Raw genomic sequence first — 20077 nt, 5'->3', positions numbered from 1 at the left:
TTTCCGTGTGTCGTTTTACAGCATTGCTCACAGAATGATTTCGCCCGCGCAAATATCACATCGCTTTTATAAAGTCATTATCAAAAATGTAAATGTGAAATTGACATAGCAATATTTTGCCATGCCAACACCAATAAAATATCATTAAAAATCATACGCATAACAATTATCAAAGCAATTATTTTACTTAATTAAACCAGGAAGTTCCGAATGTAATTTAAAGACAGCCATTCTTTTTCCTCGCTTATTTGTATAGTCCAAAAATCGGGACAACCTTATCGAGGTCTTTATGCAACAAGAAGCATTAGGAATGGTGGAAACCAAAGGCTTAACGGCCGCAATTGAAGCCGCAGATGCAATGGTGAAATCCGCCAATGTCATGTTAGTGGGCTACGAGAAAATAGGTTCTGGCCTGGTGACAGTCATTGTTCGCGGCGATGTTGGCGCCGTGAAAGCAGCAACGGATGCAGGTGCTGCCGCAGCCGCTCAGGTGGGTGAAGTGAAAGCCGTACACGTCATCCCGCGTCCGCACACTGATGTTGAAAAAATCTTACCTAAGGGAATTAGCCAATGAGTAGCAATGACCTGGTGGAACAGATCATGGCTCAGGTGATCGCCAAAGTGTCTTCACCGACACCCGCGACCTCCCCCACTGTAACCCATCCCAAACGAGAGACGGCTATGGCAGAAAAAAGCTGCAGTTTAACGGAATTTGTTGGTACGGCGATTGGCGACACCGTTGGTCTGGTGATCGCGAACGTCGATAGCGCATTACTTGATGCAATGAAGCTGGAAAAGCGCTACCGCTCAATCGGTATCCTCGGCGCGCGTACTGGCGCAGGTCCGCACATCATGGCGGCGGATGAAGCCGTCAAAGCAACCAACACCGAAGTGATCAGCATCGAATTACCGCGTGATACCAAAGGCGGTGCGGGCCACGGCTCACTGATCCTGTTCGGCGGTAATGATGTCTCCGACGTCAAACGCGCCATCGAGGTTGCGCTGAAAGAACTCGACCGTACCTTCGGCGATGTTTATGCCAATGAAGCTGGCCACATCGAAATGCAATACACCGCTCGCGCCAGTTACGCGCTGGAAAAAGCGTTCGGCGCGCCGGTTGGCCGTGCCTGCGGCGTGATTGTTGGCGCTCCAGCCTCCGTCGGCGTGTTAATGGCCGATACGGCACTGAAATCTGCCAATGTGGAAGTGGTGGCGTATAGCTCCCCGGCAAAAGGCACCAGCTACAGCAACGAAGCCATATTGGTCATCTCCGGTGACTCCGGCGCTGTACGTCAGGCCGTCATTTCTGCCCGTGAAATCGGTAAAACCGTACTGGGCACAATGGGCTCTGAGCCGAAAAACGACCGCCCGTCCTACATCTGATAACAGAGAGGCTGTTTCATGAGATCGAAACGATTTGAAGCGCTGGCGAAACGCCCTGTTAACCAGGACGGCTTTGTGAAGGAGTGGATTGAAGAAGGCTTTATCGCAATGGAAAGCCCGAACGATCCCAAACCCTCTATTCGCATTGTCGACGGCGTGGTTACTGAACTGGACGGTAAACCCGCCAGTAAATTTGACCTGATTGACCACTTTATTGCCCGCTACGGTATCAACCTGGATCGCGCGGAAGAAGTGATGGCGATGGACTCAGTCAAGCTCGCCAACATGCTCTGCGATCCTAACGTTAAGCGCAGCGACATTGTGCCGCTCACCACCGCGATGACGCCGGCAAAAATCGTCGAAGTGGTGTCGCACATGAACGTGGTGGAAATGATGATGTCGATGCAGAAAATGCGCGCACGTCGTACCCCATCACAGCAGGCACACGTCACTAACGTTAAAGACAACCCGGTGCAAATTGCCGCCGATGCCGCCGAAGGTGCGTTCCGTGGATTCGACGAACAGGAAACCACCGTCGCGGTCGCCCGTTATGCCCCCTTCAATGCCATCGCACTGTTGGTCGGTTCACAGGTTGGTCGCCCTGGCGTATTAACCCAATGCTCACTGGAAGAAGCAACCGAACTGAAACTGGGGATGCTCGGCCACACCTGCTATGCGGAAACCATCTCGGTTTATGGTACCGAGCCTGTGTTTACCGACGGCGATGATACCCCGTGGTCAAAAGGTTTCCTGGCATCTTCCTATGCCTCACGTGGCCTGAAAATGCGCTTCACCTCCGGCTCCGGGTCAGAAGTTCAGATGGGTTATGCCGAAGGTAAATCCATGCTGTATCTGGAAGCACGCTGCATTTACATCACTAAAGCCGCCGGTGTTCAGGGTCTGCAAAACGGCTCGGTAAGCTGTGTGGGTGTGCCTTCTGCCGTGCCGTCAGGGATTCGCGCCATTCTTGCCGAAAACCTGATTTGTGCCGCCCTGGATCTGGAGTGCGCCTCCAGTAATGACCAGACATTTACCCACTCGGATATGCGCCGTACCGCCCGTCTGCTAATGCAGTTCTTACCGGGTACTGACTTTATCTCCTCCGGTTATTCCGCTGTGCCGAACTACGACAACATGTTCGCAGGCTCCAACGAAGATGCGGAAGACTTTGATGATTACAACGTTATCCAGCGTGACCTGAAAGTTGACGGCGGTTTACGTCCGGTGCGTGAAGAAGATGTCATCGCCATTCGCAATAAAGCGGCTCGTGCTTTGCAGGCCGTCTTCGCAGGAATGGGATTACCCCCTATCACTGACGAAGAAGTGGAAGCGGCAACCTACGCCCACGGCTCAAAAGATATGCCAGAGCGCAATATCGTCGAAGACATCAAATTCGCCCAGGAGATCATCAATAAGAACCGTAACGGTCTCGAAGTGGTGAAAGCCCTGGCACAGGGCGGCTTTAAAGATGTCGCGCAAGACATGCTGAACATTCAAAAAGCCAAACTGACCGGTGACTACCTGCATACCTCGGCCATCATCGTCGGCGATGGGCTGGTGCTCTCAGCGGTAAACGATGTAAACGACTATGCCGGTCCGGCAACAGGTTATCGCCTGCAAGGTGAACGCTGGGAAGAGATCAAAAATATCCCGGGCGCACTCGATCCGAACGAATTGGGCTAAGGGGTGAATGATGGAAATCAACGAAAAATTGCTGCGCCAAATCATCGAAGATGTGCTGGCAGAGATGCAAACCAGCGATAAAAAAGTCTCGTTTAGCGCCCAATCTGGCGGTACCGCAAAACCTGCAGTAACGGCTGAGGGCGGCTTTCTGACGGAAATTGGCGAAGCGAAACCCGGCACCCAACAAGATGAAGTGATCATCGCCGTTGGTCCTGCTTTTGGTCTTTCGCAAACCGTGAATATCGTCGGTTTACCGCACAAGAGCATTCTGCGCGAGGTGATTGCCGGCATTGAAGAAGAAGGCGTGAAAGCACGCGTGATTCGCTGTTTCAAATCGTCTGACGTGGCGTTCGTCGCCGTGGAAGGTAACCGTCTTAGCGGCTCGGGCATCTCTGTGGGTATTCAGTCAAAAGGCACAACGGTCATTCACCAACAAGGATTACCGCCGCTTTCTAACCTGGAACTTTTCCCGCAGGCGCCTTTGCTGACGCTTGAAACCTATCGCCAGATTGGCAAAAACGCCGCGCAATACGCGAAACGCGAATCGCCGCAGCCTGTGCCGACGCTGAACGATCAGATGGCGCGTCCGAAATATCAGGCCAAGTCCGCCATTTTGCATATCAAAGAGACCAAATACGTCGTGACCGGGAAAAACCCGCAAGAGCTGCGCGTTGCGCTTTAAAAGGACAACACCATGAATTCTGACGCAATTGAATCAATGGTTCGTGATGTGCTGAGCCGTATGAATAGCCTGCAGGGGGCAACCCCGGTAACGGCGCCAACCGCGCCATCAGGCGGCACCACGCACCAGGCCAAAGTTAGCGATTACCCGCTGGCGAATAAACATCCGGAGTGGGTGAAAACATCCACCAATAAAACCCTGGATGAGTTAACGCTGGAGAGTGTGCTGGACGGGAAAATCACCGCACAGGATATGCGTATCACCCCGGAAACCCTGCGTATCCAGGCGTCTATCGCCAAAGATGCAGGGCGTGACCGGCTGGCTATGAATTTCGAGCGCGCGGCGGAACTGACCGCCGTACCGGATGACCGTATCCTGGAGATTTACAACGCGCTGCGTCCCTACCGTTCAACCAGGCAAGAGTTGCTGGATATCGCAGAGGATCTGGAAAGCCACTACAAAGCAAAAATCTGCGCAGCATTTGTACGTGAAGCGGCAGTGCTTTACGTCGAACGCAAGAAACTTAAAGGCGACGATTAATCACAGGGATGACTTATGCGTTATATAGCTGGCATTGATATAGGTAACTCGTCAACCGAGGTGGCACTGGCCACCATGGATGAGACTGGCGCACTGAACATTGTGAGCAGTTCGCTTGCGGAAACGACGGGTATTAAAGGCACACTGCGCAATGTATTCGGCATTCAGGAAGCGCTGAACAAAGTTGTCGCCGATGTGGGTATCTCTGTCAGCGATATTTCGCTTATACGTATTAACGAAGCGACACCGGTGATCGGTGATGTAGCGATGGAAACCATCACGGAAACCATCATTACCGAATCAACAATGATAGGCCATAACCCGAAAACACCTGGCGGTATCGGGTTGGGGGTTGGTATCACTATCACACCGGAAGAGCTTCTGACGCGTCCAGCGGATCAACCTTATATTCTGGTTGTTTCCGCTGCATTCGATTTTTCCGATGTTGCGCGCATGGTTAACGCCTCAACGCAAGTCGGCTATAACATCAACGGCATCATTTTACAGCGCGACGATGGCGTACTGGTCAATAACCGCCTTGAGCGCCCTGTCCCCATCGTTGACGAAGTGCTGTATATCGAGCGCATTCCGATGGGGATGCTCGCCGCTGTTGAAGTGGCAATGCCGGGCAAGGTTATCGAAAGTCTCTCTAACCCTTACGGCATCGCCACTGTCTTTTCCCTGAGCGCCGATGAAACACGCAACATCGTGCCCGTGGCCAGGGCGCTGATTGGCAACCGTTCCGCCGTCGTCGTGAAAACACCGTCCGGTGATGTCAAAGCCCGCTCAATCCCCGCAGGGAATATTGAGTTAGTCGCCAAAGGCAGAACGCTCAAGGTCGATGTTGCCGCCGGGGCCGATGCCATCATGAAAGCGGTGAATGAATGTCCAACACTGGATAACGTCACCGGCGAGGCTGGCACCAATATCGGCGGCATGCTGGAACATGTCCGCCAGACCATGGCTGAGCTCACCAACAAACCCAGCAGCGATGTATTTATTCAGGATCTCCTCGCTGTCGATACCGCTGTCCCGGTCAACGTGACCGGGGGGCTGGCGGGTGAGTTCTCCCTCGAACAAGCCGTTGGCATCGCCTCGATGGTCAAGTCGGACCGCCTACAGATGGCTATGATTGCCCGCGAAATTGAGCAAAAGCTACACGTTGATGTGCAGGTGGGCGGAGCAGAAGCAGAAGCCGCTATCTTTGGTGCGCTCACCACGCCGGGCACATCGAGGCCGCTGGCCATTCTCGACCTTGGCGCCGGTTCTACCGACGCCTCCATTATTACGCCGCAGGGGCAGATTACCGCCACCCATCTGGCCGGAGCCGGAGACATGGTGACGATGATCATCGCTCGCGAACTGGGGCTCGAGGATCGCTACCTTGCGGAGGAAATCAAAAAGTACCCGCTGGCGAAAGTCGAAAGCCTTTTTCACCTGCGCCATGAAGACGGCAGCGTGCAGTTTTTCCCGACCCCTCTTCCACCTGCGGTGTTTGCACGCGTGTGTGTTGTGAAACCCGATGAGTTGGTACCGCTGCCGGGAGACATGGTGCTGGAAAAAGTACGCATTATTCGCCGCAGCGCCAAAGAACGCGTGTTTGTCACCAATGCCCTGCGCGCGCTGCGCCAGGTAAGCCCTACCGGAAACATCCGCGATATTCCATTCGTGGTGCTGGTTGGCGGCTCCTCACTCGACTTCGAGATACCGCAACTCGTCACCGATGCCCTTGCCCACTACCGACTGGTGGCCGGGCGGGGAAATATCCGGGGCGTTGAAGGTCCACGCAACGCGGTGGCAACGGGGCTAATCCTCTCCTGGCAGAAGGAGTATGCCAATGGACGTTAAGCAGGACAGTCCGGTCATCGTTATCACCGCGCTCGCAGAGTGCCAGCCGCAGTGGCAGGAAGTGCTGTGGGGAATTGAAGAGGAAGGTATTCCCTGGCGCTGGCAACAGGCCTCCGGGCTTGATGTCGTCGCCCATGCCTGGCAGGCGGCCAACCAGTCAGCACTGCTGGTTGGCATCGCCTGCGATAACCAGCAACTGGTTATCCATTACCGAAATTTACCCGCATCAGCGCCGCTTTTTACGCTGATGCTTCATGAAGACCTCCAGTCCAGGCGCAAGGCAGGTAATAACGCCGCCAGACTGGTGAAGGGGATACCGTTCCGGTAACCACTTTTATCCATAAACAGGAGAAACGCAGTATGAACAACGCATTGGGACTGGTTGAAACAAAAGGTCTGGTGGGTGCAATCGAAGCCGCCGATGCCATGGTGAAATCCGCCAACGTGCAATTGGTAGGTTACGAAAAAATTGGTTCGGGTCTGGTCACCGTCATGGTGCGCGGTGACGTGGGTGCAGTGAAAGCCGCCGTTGACGCAGGCGCTGCGGCAGCCAGCGCGGTGGGTGAAGTGAAATCTTGTCACGTAATCCCGCGTCCGCACAGCGACGTCGAAGCCATTTTACCGAAATCAGCCTGACTGGCAGATAAAGGAGCACAGCGTGAAGCAATCACTCGGATTACTTGAAGTTAGCGGTCTGGCGCTGGCTATCAGTTGCGCGGATGTTATGGCGAAAGCCGCTTCCATCACGCTGCTGGGTATGGAAAAAACCAATGGCTCTGGCTGGACGGTAATCAAAGTCGCTGGTGATGTGGCCTCTGTTCAGTCGGCCATCATCACTGGCGCCAACTTTGCGCAAACGCGTAACGGGCTGGTGGCACAAAAGGTCATTGCGCGGCCTGCTGAGGGGATTCTGGCCTCTGCGCCAACGCGTGCAGCCATCCCTGAAACGCCGCCTGTGTCGATAACAACAACGGAAAAACCGGTTCAGAGCATTGAGCACGAGCAGCCATTGCGTGAAGAAACATCCGCCGCTTCCGAATCGGCGGCGATTCAACTGGTGACCTGCAATCTTTGCCTTGACCCGGCGTGTCCACGCCAGAAAGGGGAACCACGCTCGCTGTGTATTCATAGCGGTCAGCGAGGGGAATAAACATGGATAAACAGTTAGTCGAAAATGTGGTCACTCAGGTTCTGGATGAGATGCGTGCGCGTCCCATCCCTCTGGGTATATCGAACCGACATATCCATCTTTCACCTGAGGATTTCGAGCGGTTATTTCCCGGTCAGACGGTGACGATTAAAAAAGCGTTGCTGCAACCCGGTTATTTTGCAGCGGAGCAAACCGTCACGCTGGTAGGACCAAAAGGGCAACTGAAAAATGTGCGCCTGCTTGGCCCGCTACGCGGCGCCAGCCAGGTCGAGATTTCACGTACGGATGCCCGTACGTTGGGTATCGCCGCCCCGCTGCGCATGTCCGGCAATCTGGCGGGTACACCAGGGATCAGGCTGGTGAGTCCGTATGCGGAAATCGACTTACCCAACGGCGTCATCGTCGCACAACGGCACATTCATATGTCGCCGCTGGACGCCCTGGTTCTGCGCGTTTCCCATGGCGACAACGTCTGCGTTGCAATTGAAGGCACTGGGCGCCGGGTGATTTTTGATGATGTCGCCATCCGCGTGGCGCCGGGTTTGCTTCTCGAAATGCATATCGATACCGATGAAGCGAATGCCTGTGGCGCAGACGAACCTGGCGCTCGCGCTCGCCTGGTACCACGCGCATGAACAACGAACAGTTAGCGCACATCGTCGGGGTGATCGTTGCCCGCCTGCAGGCCAGGCAGGGCAACACCCTCACGCTCAGTCAGGAAGAGCTGCGTCATGCTTCTGTGATGAAGTTTTTTCTGAACCATGACGCGCTCTGCGTGCAACAAACCGATCTGTGTTTTCTGGGGGCGCTGGCAGACGGCGATCAGGACAACACCGCCGTTGCACACCTGTTTGAAGCCCTGGCGTTGGGCATGTCCGTGAGCATTACGTTAAACAGCAGGCTGCTGCCCTGCTTACCCCTGAAAACACTGGCGAAACTGCCTGTGACGTTCATGGATGAGCAAGGCGTCACGGTGGTTATCCATCAGGCAAAAGTATTGAGCTATCGCGATGTCGCTGGCCTCAACGCGTGCTGGCTTGCTGTCTCACGTAAAACGGTTATCACGGCACTGGCCAGTGAAGCAGTGATTTCGCAACACATACGACTCGTGAAGCAGGAGTAAAGCATGCATCTCGCAAGGGTAACTGGCTCGGTGGTCTCGACACAAAAATCCGCTTCTCTGGTGGGCAAAAAATTGCTGCTGGTCCGGCGGGTTACGGCAGACGGTGAACTTCCCGCCAACCCATTACAGGGTGATGAAGTAGCCGTTGATTCCGTTGGTGCAGGTGTCGGCGAACTGGTTCTGCTCAGCAGTGGCTCCAGTGCGAGGCATGTTTTTTCCGGCCCGAACGAAGCCATTGATTTGGCGGTGGTGGGCATTGTCGACACCCTGTCGCGCTAAGGAGGAATAATGGCCATTTATACCCGCACTGGCGACGCTGGCACGACGGCTCTGTTTAGCGGCCAGCGCGTCAGCAAAACCCATCCGCGCGTCGAAGCATACGGCACGCTGGATGAACTCAACTCTCAGTTGAGTCTCTGTGCCTGCGCCGTGCAAGCCCTCGCCAGCAAGCCATTCCTGGAAGCGGTGCAACTGCAGATTTTCTGGTTTAGCGCAGAACTGGCGAGTGAAAGCGAAACACCCTCGCCAAAACAGCGCTATGTCAGTACCGAAGATATTGCTGCGCTGGAACAAGCAATAGACAACGCGATGTCCCAGGTCGACAACGTCCACAGCTTTGTGCTGCCAGGCCGCTGCGAAGCAGCAGCCCGTTTGCATGTTGCCCGGACACTGGCCCGCAAAGCCGAGCGTCGCCTGGTGGAGTTAAGTGAACAGGTAAACGTCCGTCAGGTGCTGATGCGCTATATCAACCGCCTTTCCGACTGCTTGTACGCGCTGGCCCGCCTTGAAGACCATCTGGCGCACCAGGAAAAAGTCATTCACGAAGTCGCGGCGCGTTATCGCGCTGCGGCACAAGCCATACCGGCGAAAGGCACCTCTATGTCACTTTCATTTCATGACCTTCATCAACTGGCCAAAGCCGCGATGACACGCGCTGGCGAGCTTAACGTGCCGGTGGTGATAAGCGTCGTGGACGCCCATGGCATCGGCATGCTGACCTGGCGCATGCCAGACGCGCTGCTAGTCAGTAGCGACCTGGCACCGAAAAAAGCCTGGACGGCGGTCGCGATGAAATCGGCCACACACGAACTTTCAGACGCCGTGCAACCAGGACGCGCGCTGTATGGGTTAGAGGCGCACATGGAAGGCAAAGTTGTCACTTTTGGAGGCGGTTTCCCCATCTGGCGTGACGGCAACATTATTGGTGGTCTTGGCATCAGCGGCGGTTCCGTTGAACAAGACATGGACATTGCTCAGACCGCACTTGCGGCGATTAACATGGGAAAAAAATAATGAATACGACCGAACTTGAAACCCTTATTCGCACCATCCTGAGCGAACAACTCACACCGACACAAGAGAAAAAAGAGAGCTGCACCAATGGGGTATTCGCCACGCCAGCAGAAGCTATCGACGCAGCACACCAGGCCTTCCTGCGCTATCAACAGTGTCCCTTAAAAACCCGCAGCGCCATTATTGGCGGTATTCGTGATGAGCTGGCTCCCTATCTGGCCGAACTGGCCGAAGAGAGCGCCACAGAAACCGGTATGGGCAACAAAGAAGACAAGTTTCTCAAAAACAAAGCCGCGTTGGAAAACACCCCGGGTATAGAAGATCTCACCACCACCGCGCTGACCGGCGACGGCGGCATGGTGTTATTCGAATATTCCCCGTTTGGCGTTATTGGTTCCGTTGCGCCGAGCACGAACCCGACCGAAACCATTATTAACAACAGCATCAGCATGCTGGCGGCAGGCAATACCATCTATTTCAGCCCGCATCCGGGTGCGAAAAAGGTTTCGCTCAAGCTGATCCGCATGATTGAAGATATCGCGTTTCGCCATACGGGTATTCGCAACCTGGTAGTAACCGTTGCCGAACCTACATTCGAAGCCACTCAGCAGATGATGGCGCATCCTAAGATCGCCCTGCTGGCGATTACCGGTGGCCCAGGCATTGTGCTGATGGGCCTAAAAAGTGGCAAGAAAGTGATCGGCGCAGGTGCCGGAAACCCACCCTGTATCGTCGACGAAACTGCCGATCTGGTGAAAGCAGCGGAAGACATCATCAACGGCGCATCCTTCGATTACAACCTGCCCTGCATTGCAGAAAAGAGTCTGATTGTTGTCGACTGTGTTGCCGACCGCCTGATGCAACAGATGCAGGCATTTGGCGCGCTGCGCATTACCGGTGTGGATATCGATAAACTGCGCGCCGTCTGTATCCAGGATGGGGTGGCCAATAAAAAACTGGTCGGTAAAAGCCCTTCACACATTCTGCAAGCGGCCGGTCTGAGCGTGCCGCCTAAAGCGCCTCGCCTGTTGATCGCCGAAGTGCAAGGCAACGATCCGTTGGTTACCGCAGAGCAATTAATGCCCGTACTGCCTGTCGTTCGGGTTAACGACTTTGATGCCGCCCTCGCCCTTGCCCTCGTTGTTGAGGAGGGTTTGCACCACACGGCGGTGATGCATTCACAAAATGTCTCCCGCCTGAACCTGGCCGCGCGCAGCCTGCAGACCTCTATTTTTGTGAAAAACGGACCGTCTTATGCGGGGATTGGCGTGGGCGGTGAAGGCTTTACCACATTCACAATAGCCACACCTACCGGCGAAGGCACGACATCAGCAAAAACCTTTGCACGTTCGCGTCGTTGCGTACTGACCAACGGTTTCTCCATTCGCTAATTGAGGCCGATATGAAGAGATTTTCGCTACAAACGCGACTCTACAGCGGAGCGGGAAGCCTTGAGGTGCTTAAACGCTTTCGTAACAAGCACATATGGGTTGTCTGCGACGGTTTTCTTGCCAGCTCTCCGCTTATAGAACTGCTGCGCAAGGCAATCCCGGCAGATAACCGCATCAGCGTCTTTAGCGACATTACACCTGATCCGACCATCGCCACGGTTGTGGAAGGCATTACACAGATGCATTCACTCCAGCCGCAGGTGGTTATTGGTTTCGGTGGCGGCTCCGCGCTGGATGCGGCGAAAGCGATCGTCTGGTTCAGCAAACAACAGGGCGTCAATATCGAAACCTGTGTCGCGATTCCGACCACCAGCGGCACCGGCTCGGAGGTGACCAGCGCCTGCGTGATAAGCGATCCCGAAAAAGGCATCAAATATCCATTGTTCGATAATGCGCTCTATCCCGATATCGCGATCCTGGACCCGACGCTTGTCGTCAGCGTCCCGCCCGCTATTACGGCGAATACCGGCATGGATGTGCTGACCCACGCCCTCGAAGCCTATGTGTCGCCTCGGGCCAGCGATTTTACCGATGCGCTGGCAGAGAAAGCAGCACAGTTAGTGTTCCAGTACCTGCCAACGGCGGTACGTAAAGGCGACTGCCTGGCGACGCGTGGCAAAATGCACAACGCTGCGACCCTCGCTGGGATGGCGTTCAGCCAGGCGGGGTTAGGTATTAATCACGCCATTGCCCATCAGTTGGGCGGGCAATTTCACCTGCCGCATGGGTTAGCTAATGCGCTGCTGCTGGGGGCGGTCATTCGCTTTAATGCCAGTGATAAACGTGCGGCGAAGCGTTATGCCCGGCTGGCTAAAGCCTGCCATTTTTGCCCGACAGGCGCGAATGAGTTGGTCGCCATTCATTCACTGATTCGCCAGATTGAGCAGCTTCGTCAGCAGTGTGAGATGCCGACGCTCTCGGTCGCGCTAAAAGCAGACAAAGATAAATTCCGTGAGCGGATCCCCGCCATGGTTCAGGCTGCACTGGCGGATGTCACGCTGAAAACCACGCCTCGCCCTGCCGATGGCAATGACATTCGACATCTTCTGGAGGAATTGCTGTGAGTGAAGCGGCCCTTCTCCCGTCCCCATGGGGCGAATTGAACCCGGCAACGGCAGAGACCATTCGCCAGCGCGTACGCGAAGCTGGCGTCGTTGGCGCTGGCGGCGCCGGGTTTCCAACCCATGTAAAACTGCAGGCACAGGTCGAGATTTTTCTGGTTAATGCCGCCGAATGCGAACCGATGTTGAAAGTCGATCAGCAGTTGATGGCGCAACAGGCGGCACGACTGGTGCGTGGCGTGCTTTATGGCATGACGGCAACGGGCGCGACAGAGGGCATTATTGCGCTCAAAGAAAAATATCGCGCCGCCATCGCCGCACTTACTCCACTACTACCTGCGCAGATTCGTCTGCATATTCTGCCTGACGTCTACCCCGCCGGAGACGAAGTTATCACTATCTGGATGGCAACAGGGCGTCGTGTACCTCCTGCCGCGCTGCCGGTCAGCGTGGGGGTTGTCGTCAATAACGTGCAGACCGTTCTCAATATTGCACGCGCGGTGGAACAGCAATATCCCGTGACCCGCAGAACCCTGACGGTAAACGGCGCGGTACGTCATCCCCTGACTGTAACGGTCCCGCTGGGTATGTCGTTACGGGAAGTGCTGGAAATGGCGGGTGGTGCCACGGTAGAGGAGCCCGGTTTTATTAACGGTGGCCCAATGATGGGCGGCCTGCTGCCATCACTGGATGTGCCGGTGACAAAAACTACGGGTGGTCTGCTGGTACTGCCGAAATCACACTCGCTGATTCAGCGCCGTCTGCAGGATGACCGCACCGTGCTGACCATCGCCCGTACCGTCTGCGAGCAGTGTCGGTTATGTACCGATCTCTGCCCCCGGCATTTAATTGGCCACGAACTCTCGCCTCATCTTCTGGTGCGGGCCGTCAATTATCAGGGCGTCGCTACGCCGCAAACGCTGCTCAGTGCCCTGACCTGTTCTGAATGCAACGTCTGTGAAAGCGTCGCCTGCCCGGTAGGCATCTCACCGATGCGGGTAAACCGTCTCCTTAAAGTTCAATTACGCGCCAGCGGCGCACGCTATGAGGGGCCGCTTCGCGAGGCTGATGAGATGGCGCGCTATCGCCTGATCCCTGTCAAGCGCCTGGTGGCCAGGCTTGGCCTGCGCGACTGGTATCAGGATGCGCCGCTGGAAGAGCACGTCATTACCCCTTCACAGGTCGTATTGCCGCTGCGCCAGCATATTGGTGCGCCAGCGATTCCTTGCGTAAAAGAAGGCGACGTCGTCATCCGGGGGCAGCGCATTGCCACTATCCCCGAAGGTGCGCTGGGCGTTCCCCTTCATGCCAGTATCGATGGCGTTATTGCGTCGGTCACAGATAAAGCCATTACGGTTGTACGAGGTTAACCATGTCACAGGCTATTGGAATACTTGAATTAACCAGCATCGCCAAAGGCATGGAACTGGGTGATGCCATGCTCAAAAGCGCCAATGTGACGCTTCTGGTCAGTAAGACGCTTTGCCCCGGCAAATTTTTGGTCATGGTGGGAGGCGATGTCGGCGCAGTCCAGCAGGCTATTGCCACGGGCGACAGCCAGGCCGGAGAAATGCTGGTCGACAGCCTGGTCCTTCCCAATATTCATGCCAGCGTGCTGCCTGCGATTAGCGGTCTCAATGCCGTCGAGCAACGTCAGGCAGTGGGTATCGTTGAAACCTGGAGTGTAGCCGCCTGCGTGAGCGCGGCCGACCGTGCAGTGAAGGCGTCGAATGTCACCCTGGTACGCGTTCATATGGCGTTCGGCATTGGTGGCAAATGCTACATGGTCGTGACCGGTGATATTTCGGATGTGGAAAATGCCGTCGCCGTTGCCAGTGAAAGTGCTGGCGAAAAAGGTCTGCTGGTGTACCGCTCGGTGATCCCGCGTCCCCATGAAGCCATGTGGCGACAGATTGTGGAGGGCTAATGGAGACACAACGCAGTACTGAACGCATGATTCAGGAGTATGTGCCCGGTAAACAGGTCACCCTGGCCCATTTGATCGCCAATCCAGGCAAAGATCTCTACAAAAAGCTGGGCTTAAGCGAGACGGCTTCTGCCATTGGCATTCTGACGATTACCCCCAGCGAAGCCTCAATCATCGCCTGCGATATCGCGACCAAATCCGGGGCGGTAGAGATCGGTTTTATCGATCGTTTCACAGGTGCCGTGGTCCTCACGGGGGATGTTTCCTCAGTGGAGTATGCACTACGTCAGGTGACGCGTTCACTCGGCGAAATTCTGCACTTTACGACCTGCCAGGTCACAAGGACCTGATGCGATGAAACGAATGATGTTAATTGGCCCAAGCCAGTGCGGTAAGACATCGCTAACACAACGCTTGCGCGGTGAGGCAATGCGCTATCAAAAAACGCAGGCCATTGTCTGGTCACCTGAGACCATCGATACGCCGGGGGAGTACCTCGAAAACCGATGTCTCTACAGCGCCTTACTCACCAGCGCCTGCGAAGCCGATGTGGTGGCGCTGGTACTGAATGCCGACGCCGAATGGTGCCCATTTTCACCCGGATTTACCTTGCCGATGAACCGCCAGACGATTGGCATCATCACCAAAGCCGACCTTGTCGCAGAACACAAGATCACGCAAATCGGCGAGTGGTTACGGCAGTCAGGTGCAGAGCATCTTTTTATCACCAGCGCGCAAACCGGTCAGGGTGTCGCTGAGGTCATCGCTTTTCTTCAACCCCAGGAGCACGCATGTCCCGAACAATAATGGCAATCAACGCCGGTAGTTCTTCGCTTAAATTTCAGCTTCTTATTATGCCTGCAGGCACGCTTCTCTGTCAGGGTCTGATCGAACGTATCGGGCTTTCCGATGCCATTTTCACCCTCAAGCAGGGGGAACAAAAATGGCAGGAGACACGTGCCATTGCCGACCACAAAGAGGCGGCGGAATTACTGCTGGAAAAATTGCTTTCACATAACATTATCTCCTCCTTATCGGCAATAGACGGCGTGGGGCATCGTGTCGCACACGGTGGAGAAACTTTTAAAGACTCGGCGTTGATTACTCATGACGCACTGGCAGAAATCGAACGCCTTGCGGAACTGGCACCATTACACAACCCGGTCAACGCAGCGGGCATTCGCATTTTTCGCCAGGCGCTGCCACATGCCCCAGCGGTTGCCGTGTTTGATACCTCATTTCATCAGACGCTGGAACAAAGCGCTTTCATCTACCCTCTGCCCTGGCGCTATTACGCAGAACTTGGGATTCGCCGTTACGGGTTCCATGGCACCAGCCATAAATTTGTCAGCCAGCAATTAGCCGAAAAACTGGGCGTTCCATTAAGCGCATTGCGGGTTATCTCCTGCCATTTAGGCAATGGCAGCAGCCTGTGCGCTATTAAAGGTGGGCGATCCGTCAACACCTCTATGGGGTTCACACCGCAGTCGGGGGTAATGATGGGTACCCGCAGCGGGGATATCGACCCCTCTATTTTGCCCTGGGTTGCGTTAAAAGAAGACAAGTCGCCGCAACAGCTTAACGCTCTGCTAAATAACGAATCGGGGCTGCTCGGGGTCTCTGGCGTATCGAACGATTTTCGCGATGTCGAACAAGCATCGAATGCTGGCAACGCGCGCGCAACACTGGCACTCACTCTTTTTGCCGAACGTATCCGCGCCACTATCGGCAGCTATGTAATGCAATTGGGTGGCCTGGATGTTCTGTTATTTACCGGCGGCATTGGTGAAAACTCCGCACGAGCCAGAGCGGCCATCTGTCGCAACCTGCATTTCCTGGGGCTGGACATTGATGCCGGGAAAAACGACCGCAATGCCACGTTTATCCAGACTGACCATTCTGTGGTGAAAGTCGCCGTGATCAATACCAATGAAGAACTGATGATTGCCCGTGACGTAATGCGCATCGGGCTGCCGGAATATGCGGAGGCAGAAGCATGACAGGTAAAGTCTGGCTGGTGGGCGCAGGCCCGGGCGACCCGGGTCTGCTGACCGTAAAAGGATTAAACTGCCTGCGTGAAGCCGAAGCCGTTGTTTTCGACAGGCTGGTTAATCCGCTTCTGTTACAGGAAGCCCCGGCGGGTTGTGAGTTGCATGATGTGGGCAAAGAGGCGAATCGCCACCCTATCCCGCAGCCACAAATCAACCAAATCCTGATTGATTGCGCCAGCAGAGGCCTCAGGGTTGTGCGCTTAAAAGGCGGTGATCCCTTTGTTTTTGGTCGCGGGAGCGAAGAGATGCAAGCATTACGGGAGTGTGGTATCGAGTGCGAGGTGGTACCAGGTATCACCTCCGCGATTGGCGGGCTTGCAGCAGCGGGTATCCCGGTCACGCACCGCGATTTTGCCTCCGGTTTTCATGTTGTGACCGGCCATTTACAGGACGGTAAAGAACCCCAGGACTGGGGTAAACTTGCGGTCCTGCCGGGGACGCTGGTGATCCTGATGGGGATGTCGCAGATACAGACCATCTGTGCCGCTTTGATGAGTGCAGGTAAACCAGCCGATACACCTGCAGCCGTGGTGATGCGTGCCAGCACACCGGAACAGAAAGTTCTCTGCGCACCGCTGTCTGCGCTGGCACAAGAGAGCGAAGCCGCCGGGTTTCACGCCCCCGCGCTGATCGTGATTGGCGGCGTGGTGTCGTTACGCGAAATTCTGGCTTTCAGCGGATCGGCATGACACTATCCTGACGTTACGCACCACAATGAGAGGTTGAACTTGGCGCTGGCACAGTGTCCCGCATCCTGCGGCGAAATCATTCAGGGATGGATCCTGGGCAGTGAAAAGCTGGTTTCCTGCCCGGTCGACTGGTATAGCGAGGTTGAAGTCACAGCCGGTACGCCTGTGCCTGCTGAACGCCCCCTGGTACGAGCGATGGTAAAACAGGTGCTGGCACACTGGCAGCTACCTGCTGCATTAAGTGATGAAATCCGCATTGACTGCCGCTCGACCATTCCCGTCGCCAAAGGGATGGCGAGCAGTACCGCGGACATCGCAGCCACAGCGGTTGCCACATCACGTCATCTTGGGTTTACGCTTGATGACGTCACCCTCTCTCAGCTTTGCGTCGCGCTGGAACCCACCGACAGCACTGTTTTTCGTTCGTTGACGTTATTTGATCACAACACCGCACAAACACGGATCTCCTGTGAGCGTGTTCCCACTCTCGATGTCTTATTACTGGAAAGCCCGTTAACGCTTCGCACAGAAGATTATCATCGCCTGCCCCGGCGGGCCGTGCTGATGGCCAACGCCGATGCTCTCGGCAGCGCCTGGCGTAAAGTGCAGCGAGCCTGCCTGACAAACGATCCGGCACTACTGGGCGAGGCGGCATCGCAAAGTGCCATGGCAAGCCAGACGCTGCTACCTAAACCGGGTTTTAATTCACTGATGGGGATAGTGGAACAGTGCGATTTGTACGGGCTGAATGTCGCCCATAGCGGTAGTGTTGTGGGCTTATTTCTGGACAGACAACGTCATGATCTTGCGAAAGTGCGCGCGTTACTGAGTAAACCTGCATTGCAACAGCACTGGCCGCAACAACATCTGTTGCGCATGGTGGAAGGCGGGGTAAGAGAACGGTGAGAGAGGCCCTCTCACCGTCAGAGTGATTACTCTTCTTTTGGCTCAACGGGTTTCTGCTCACCCATTGTTTTCAGTTTCTTGGAGATCTCACGGCGTTCTTTGGAGATCTCGGCGTTTTTGATGATGTAATCATCAACGCGGTCTTCGTAATCGCTTTTCATGCTGGCGATAATACCCTGGATAGCTTCAACGCTCATACCCGGCTTGATATAGTCGCTCAGGTTGTCCAGCAGCAGTACACGTTTCTGGTTATCACGGATCTTTTTCTCAACATCCTGGATTTCGCGCTGCAGTTTATTCTTACGACGGAACAGACGAACAAACTCCAGAACGTCCTGGAATGAAGGCTTACTTGTTTCCATTTTGATACCCCTGCTAATGTGAGATTCGGATTCGTTAAAGCAACCGCCTAAGACCTTACTTTTAGCCGTTGCTGATGACAATGATTTTATCCTTTTCTCTATCATAACCCCAAATTGGGCTGAATCGAAACAGCCTGACTGTTTTTCCGAATTGTGTGAAGCTTATTTGCGCAGCGCCCGACATATTAAATGTGACATCAACTCCAGTTGCCGTGCCAGTTCCATGCTCAGCCACACATAACCGTGAATCGAATTCTCCGCCAACGCATCGCCCTGATGATCGCGGAGCAGGTCGCGCAATTCCGTCACAATGTCAGTCAGTTTTTCCGTATTGGCCAGAATCGGTTGCGGATTTCCTTCATAGAGCGCATGGGCGATGGTCAACAACGTTTGCTGCGTCATTTGCTGCGTTTCACGCAACGTACTGGCGTTGAGCATAACGAAGTGGCTGGCGCGGGAAGCCCAGTGCGCGTTCATTTGCAGTTCCAGCACACACACCATATTGCGGCTTACGGTTTGAATCGCTTCAAAAATGGCTTTCTGGATATGCGTCTCTTTACTGGCGGGTGTAATCAGGCCGCGCATTTTCACCACATCATTGAGTATTTTTTGCAGGTGCCTTTCCAGCCGCGGGCGCTCAACGAGGTTACGCGAAAAACCGGCCTGATAGACCCGGTTAAAGGCGGTAACGTAGTTTGCCATTTGGATACGCCAGTGCAGAAAGGCTCGCTGCGGCCAGATACCGGTGAAGAGCATTGCCAGTAACGAGCCAAAAATGACGTCGCCACTTCGCCACAACGCCGTATTCATATCCCCGGCCGGCGCGCCAACCACCACCGACAGCGTGATACCGATAAGCAATGCCTGATAGGGCTTTTTACCCAGCGCCAGCCAGCCACAGAGGAACATGGCTCCCGCACACCACATCACCATCAGCGGAAGGGAGATCAGCTCAAGCTTAAGTGCGACAAGCCCCAACGCAGAGCCACAGATTGTGCCACCAATGCGCTCAAATGCTCTGGGAACCACATTTCCCCAGAACGAAATCGGCCCCATGATCACCACCAGGGTGATGAGTGGCCAGGTACCCTCGGGTACATTGAGCAGACGAACCAACAAAAAGGTCAGGATAAAAGCAAGCGCAATACGTACGCCGTGAACCACGCGATAATGTCGGTAAAGACGGATCTCAAAAGGACTGAGTGATTTGTCGGGACGCACACCCGCTCTCCAGTCAAAAAACAACGAAGGCGCAATTGTAGCGATCTTTCTGCGGCAAAGGTCACTGTTTAGAACAAAAAAGGGTTCACTGCTTAAAATCCGCGTGTACAGATTGAACAGTGAACCCTTTTAACGTTTACAATCAGAGCACTTTTGGTTCTACGGGAATGTACATATCGATTTCCCAGTAGCCATCCTCCTGCGCTGAATTCAGATAGACTTCAAAACAGGGGCGTAAAGCAATCTGATACTGCTCATCTGCCATCAATTCATCAAAAAAAGCATCCCACGCCTGTTCGAACTCTTCGTTATAGACGCGAGCGCGTGCCACTGCGTTCAGGCCTGCCGGAATCTCAGTACGCATCACCCCTTCACTGTTTTCAGGAATGACGAAATCAGCCGGAACCGAAACAACCACATCAGCACGCAACTTTTCCGCGGGAACTTCATCGGGATTGTCATAGTAAACCGTGATCCATTCCTGAGTCTGAATCTGTTTACCGTTAACCCACATCGCTAACTGCTCGAACCCTTTCTTGACGGTGACATCCCAGGGGCCAACCAGATGAAACCCGGCGATAGTGCGCTTATCAACCTGTCTTACGGTGTATGCCATGTTACCCTCCCTTTACTGTGTATTTGTACAGTGTAGTGAAATCATCGAAACCGGGCACTCACAACAGATCAATTATGTGAGCAGACTCGCG

The 20077-nt window shown here is 54.7% G+C and carries 25 protein-coding genes; 22 read left to right on the top strand and 3 right to left on the bottom strand.

All coding sequences use genetic code 11. The features are described from left to right. Positions 1-289 precede the first annotated feature (289 nt). From pduA to MRY16398_RS09390, 22 genes are read left to right on the top strand one after another with little or no spacing between them, the layout of a single operon-like run. Entirely contained in the window at positions 290-574 is a 285-nt protein-coding gene (gene pduA, locus MRY16398_RS09495) for a propanediol utilization microcompartment protein PduA (protein WP_041851904.1), read from the top strand. After that, on the top strand, positions 571-1383 hold the full coding sequence (pduB, locus tag MRY16398_RS09490) for a propanediol utilization microcompartment protein PduB (RefSeq protein ID WP_071196325.1): 813 nt from the start codon (positions 571-573) through the stop codon (positions 1381-1383). Before pduA ends, pduB begins: the two co-directional genes overlap by 4 nt. Positions 1384-1401: 18 nt before the next feature. Further along, positions 1402-3066, top strand: a complete 1665-nt coding sequence (pduC, locus tag MRY16398_RS09485; RefSeq protein WP_041851906.1) for a propanediol dehydratase large subunit PduC — start codon at positions 1402-1404, stop codon at positions 3064-3066. A 10-nt stretch (positions 3067-3076) separates the two neighbouring features. Continuing rightward, complete coding sequence (locus MRY16398_RS09480; RefSeq protein WP_125125645.1) at positions 3077-3748, top strand: propanediol/glycerol family dehydratase medium subunit; 672 nt, start codon at positions 3077-3079, stop codon at positions 3746-3748. A 12-nt stretch (positions 3749-3760) separates the two neighbouring features. Then, positions 3761-4288: a propanediol dehydratase small subunit PduE gene (pduE, locus tag MRY16398_RS09475; RefSeq protein WP_041851908.1), complete on the top strand. Its 528-nt coding sequence runs from the start codon at positions 3761-3763 to the stop codon at positions 4286-4288. A gap of 15 nt (positions 4289-4303) precedes the next feature. Next, positions 4304-6136 (top strand): diol dehydratase reactivase subunit alpha, encoded by a 1833-nt coding sequence (locus tag MRY16398_RS09470; RefSeq protein ID WP_125124222.1) that lies wholly within the window; start codon positions 4304-4306, stop codon positions 6134-6136. Then, positions 6126-6464 carry a glycerol dehydratase reactivase beta/small subunit family protein gene (locus MRY16398_RS09465; RefSeq protein ID WP_041851910.1) on the top strand — a complete coding sequence of 113 codons (339 nt, stop codon included), beginning with the start codon at positions 6126-6128 and terminating at the stop codon, positions 6462-6464. Before MRY16398_RS09470 ends, MRY16398_RS09465 begins: the two co-directional genes overlap by 11 nt. 32 nt (positions 6465-6496) lie before the next feature. Next, positions 6497-6772 (top strand): propanediol utilization microcompartment protein PduJ, encoded by a 276-nt coding sequence (gene pduJ / locus MRY16398_RS09460; protein ID WP_041851911.1) that lies wholly within the window; start codon positions 6497-6499, stop codon positions 6770-6772. 22 nt (positions 6773-6794) lie between these two features. Further along, positions 6795-7286 carry a BMC domain-containing protein gene (locus tag MRY16398_RS09455; protein ID WP_079496352.1) on the top strand — a complete coding sequence of 164 codons (492 nt, stop codon included), beginning with the start codon at positions 6795-6797 and terminating at the stop codon, positions 7284-7286. A gap of 2 nt (positions 7287-7288) precedes the next feature. After that, positions 7289-7921 carry a phosphate propanoyltransferase gene (locus MRY16398_RS09450; RefSeq protein WP_041851913.1) on the top strand — a complete coding sequence of 211 codons (633 nt, stop codon included), beginning with the start codon at positions 7289-7291 and terminating at the stop codon, positions 7919-7921. Continuing rightward, the gene (pduM, locus tag MRY16398_RS09445; RefSeq protein WP_125124221.1) at positions 7918-8409 is read left to right on the top strand and encodes a microcompartment protein PduM; all 492 of its coding nucleotides are present in this window, start codon (positions 7918-7920) and stop codon (positions 8407-8409) included. Before MRY16398_RS09450 ends, pduM begins: the two co-directional genes overlap by 4 nt. A gap of 3 nt (positions 8410-8412) precedes the next feature. Beyond that, positions 8413-8688, top strand: coding sequence for a EutN/CcmL family microcompartment protein (locus MRY16398_RS09440; RefSeq protein WP_041851915.1), 276 nt, complete (start codon positions 8413-8415; stop codon positions 8686-8688). Between the two features lie 9 nt (positions 8689-8697). Beyond that, on the top strand, positions 8698-9702 hold the full coding sequence (pduO, locus tag MRY16398_RS09435; RefSeq protein WP_125124220.1) for a two-domain cob(I)yrinic acid a,c-diamide adenosyltransferase PduO: 1005 nt from the start codon (positions 8698-8700) through the stop codon (positions 9700-9702). Next, positions 9702-11093 carry a CoA-acylating propionaldehyde dehydrogenase PduP gene (gene pduP / locus MRY16398_RS09430; protein WP_125124219.1) on the top strand — a complete coding sequence of 464 codons (1392 nt, stop codon included), beginning with the start codon at positions 9702-9704 and terminating at the stop codon, positions 11091-11093. The genes pduO and pduP overlap by 1 nt, the downstream gene beginning before the upstream one ends. Before the next feature lie 11 nt (positions 11094-11104). Then, the gene (locus MRY16398_RS09425; protein ID WP_108700995.1) at positions 11105-12217 is read left to right on the top strand and encodes a 1-propanol dehydrogenase PduQ; all 1113 of its coding nucleotides are present in this window, start codon (positions 11105-11107) and stop codon (positions 12215-12217) included. 35 nt (positions 12218-12252) lie between these two features. Next, positions 12253-13584, top strand: coding sequence for a 4Fe-4S dicluster domain-containing protein (locus tag MRY16398_RS09420; protein WP_125125644.1), 1332 nt, complete (start codon positions 12253-12255; stop codon positions 13582-13584). A 2-nt stretch (positions 13585-13586) separates the two neighbouring features. After that, on the top strand, positions 13587-14141 hold the full coding sequence (pduT, locus tag MRY16398_RS09415; protein ID WP_041851919.1) for a propanediol utilization microcompartment protein PduT: 555 nt from the start codon (positions 13587-13589) through the stop codon (positions 14139-14141). Further along, positions 14141-14491, top strand: a complete 351-nt coding sequence (gene pduU / locus MRY16398_RS09410; protein ID WP_125124218.1) for a propanediol utilization microcompartment protein PduU — start codon at positions 14141-14143, stop codon at positions 14489-14491. Before pduT ends, pduU begins: the two co-directional genes overlap by 1 nt. A gap of 4 nt (positions 14492-14495) precedes the next feature. After that, complete coding sequence (locus tag MRY16398_RS09405) at positions 14496-14948, top strand: EutP/PduV family microcompartment system protein (protein WP_041851921.1); 453 nt, start codon at positions 14496-14498, stop codon at positions 14946-14948. Continuing rightward, positions 14933-16141, top strand: a complete 1209-nt coding sequence (locus MRY16398_RS09400) for an acetate/propionate family kinase (protein ID WP_071196316.1) — start codon at positions 14933-14935, stop codon at positions 16139-16141. Before MRY16398_RS09405 ends, MRY16398_RS09400 begins: the two co-directional genes overlap by 16 nt. Then, a complete protein-coding gene (cobA, locus tag MRY16398_RS09395) occupies positions 16138-16881 on the top strand; it encodes a uroporphyrinogen-III C-methyltransferase (RefSeq protein WP_125124217.1) in 744 nt (247 codons plus the stop codon). Before MRY16398_RS09400 ends, cobA begins: the two co-directional genes overlap by 4 nt. A gap of 39 nt (positions 16882-16920) precedes the next feature. Next, positions 16921-17787, top strand: a complete 867-nt coding sequence (locus tag MRY16398_RS09390; RefSeq protein ID WP_125124216.1) for a GHMP family kinase ATP-binding protein — start codon at positions 16921-16923, stop codon at positions 17785-17787. Positions 17788-17813: 26 nt separating this feature from the next. Here the strand turns inward: MRY16398_RS09390 and MRY16398_RS09385 are convergent, their stop codons facing one another. The 3 genes from MRY16398_RS09385 to sbmC all read right to left on the bottom strand — a co-directional run bounded on the left by MRY16398_RS09385 (position 17814) and on the right by sbmC (position 19986). Then, on the bottom strand, positions 17814-18149 hold the full coding sequence (locus MRY16398_RS09385) for a DUF496 family protein (protein WP_041851925.1): 336 nt from the start codon (positions 18147-18149) through the stop codon (positions 17814-17816). Positions 18150-18311: 162 nt separating this feature from the next. Then, positions 18312-19370 (bottom strand): FUSC family protein, encoded by a 1059-nt coding sequence (locus tag MRY16398_RS09380; protein WP_071196314.1) that lies wholly within the window; start codon positions 19368-19370, stop codon positions 18312-18314. Positions 19371-19512: 142 nt separating this feature from the next. Beyond that, the gene (gene sbmC / locus MRY16398_RS09375; protein ID WP_079496345.1) at positions 19513-19986 is read right to left on the bottom strand and encodes a DNA gyrase inhibitor SbmC; all 474 of its coding nucleotides are present in this window, start codon (positions 19984-19986) and stop codon (positions 19513-19515) included. Positions 19987-20077 lie beyond the last annotated feature (91 nt).

It is taken from the genome of Phytobacter sp. MRY16-398, assembly GCF_003925915.1.
Lineage (GTDB): Bacteria > Pseudomonadota > Gammaproteobacteria > Enterobacterales > Enterobacteriaceae > Phytobacter > Phytobacter diazotrophicus.
Note: the sequence above shows the minus strand (reverse complement) of the source record. Positions and strands in the feature narration are given on the sequence as shown.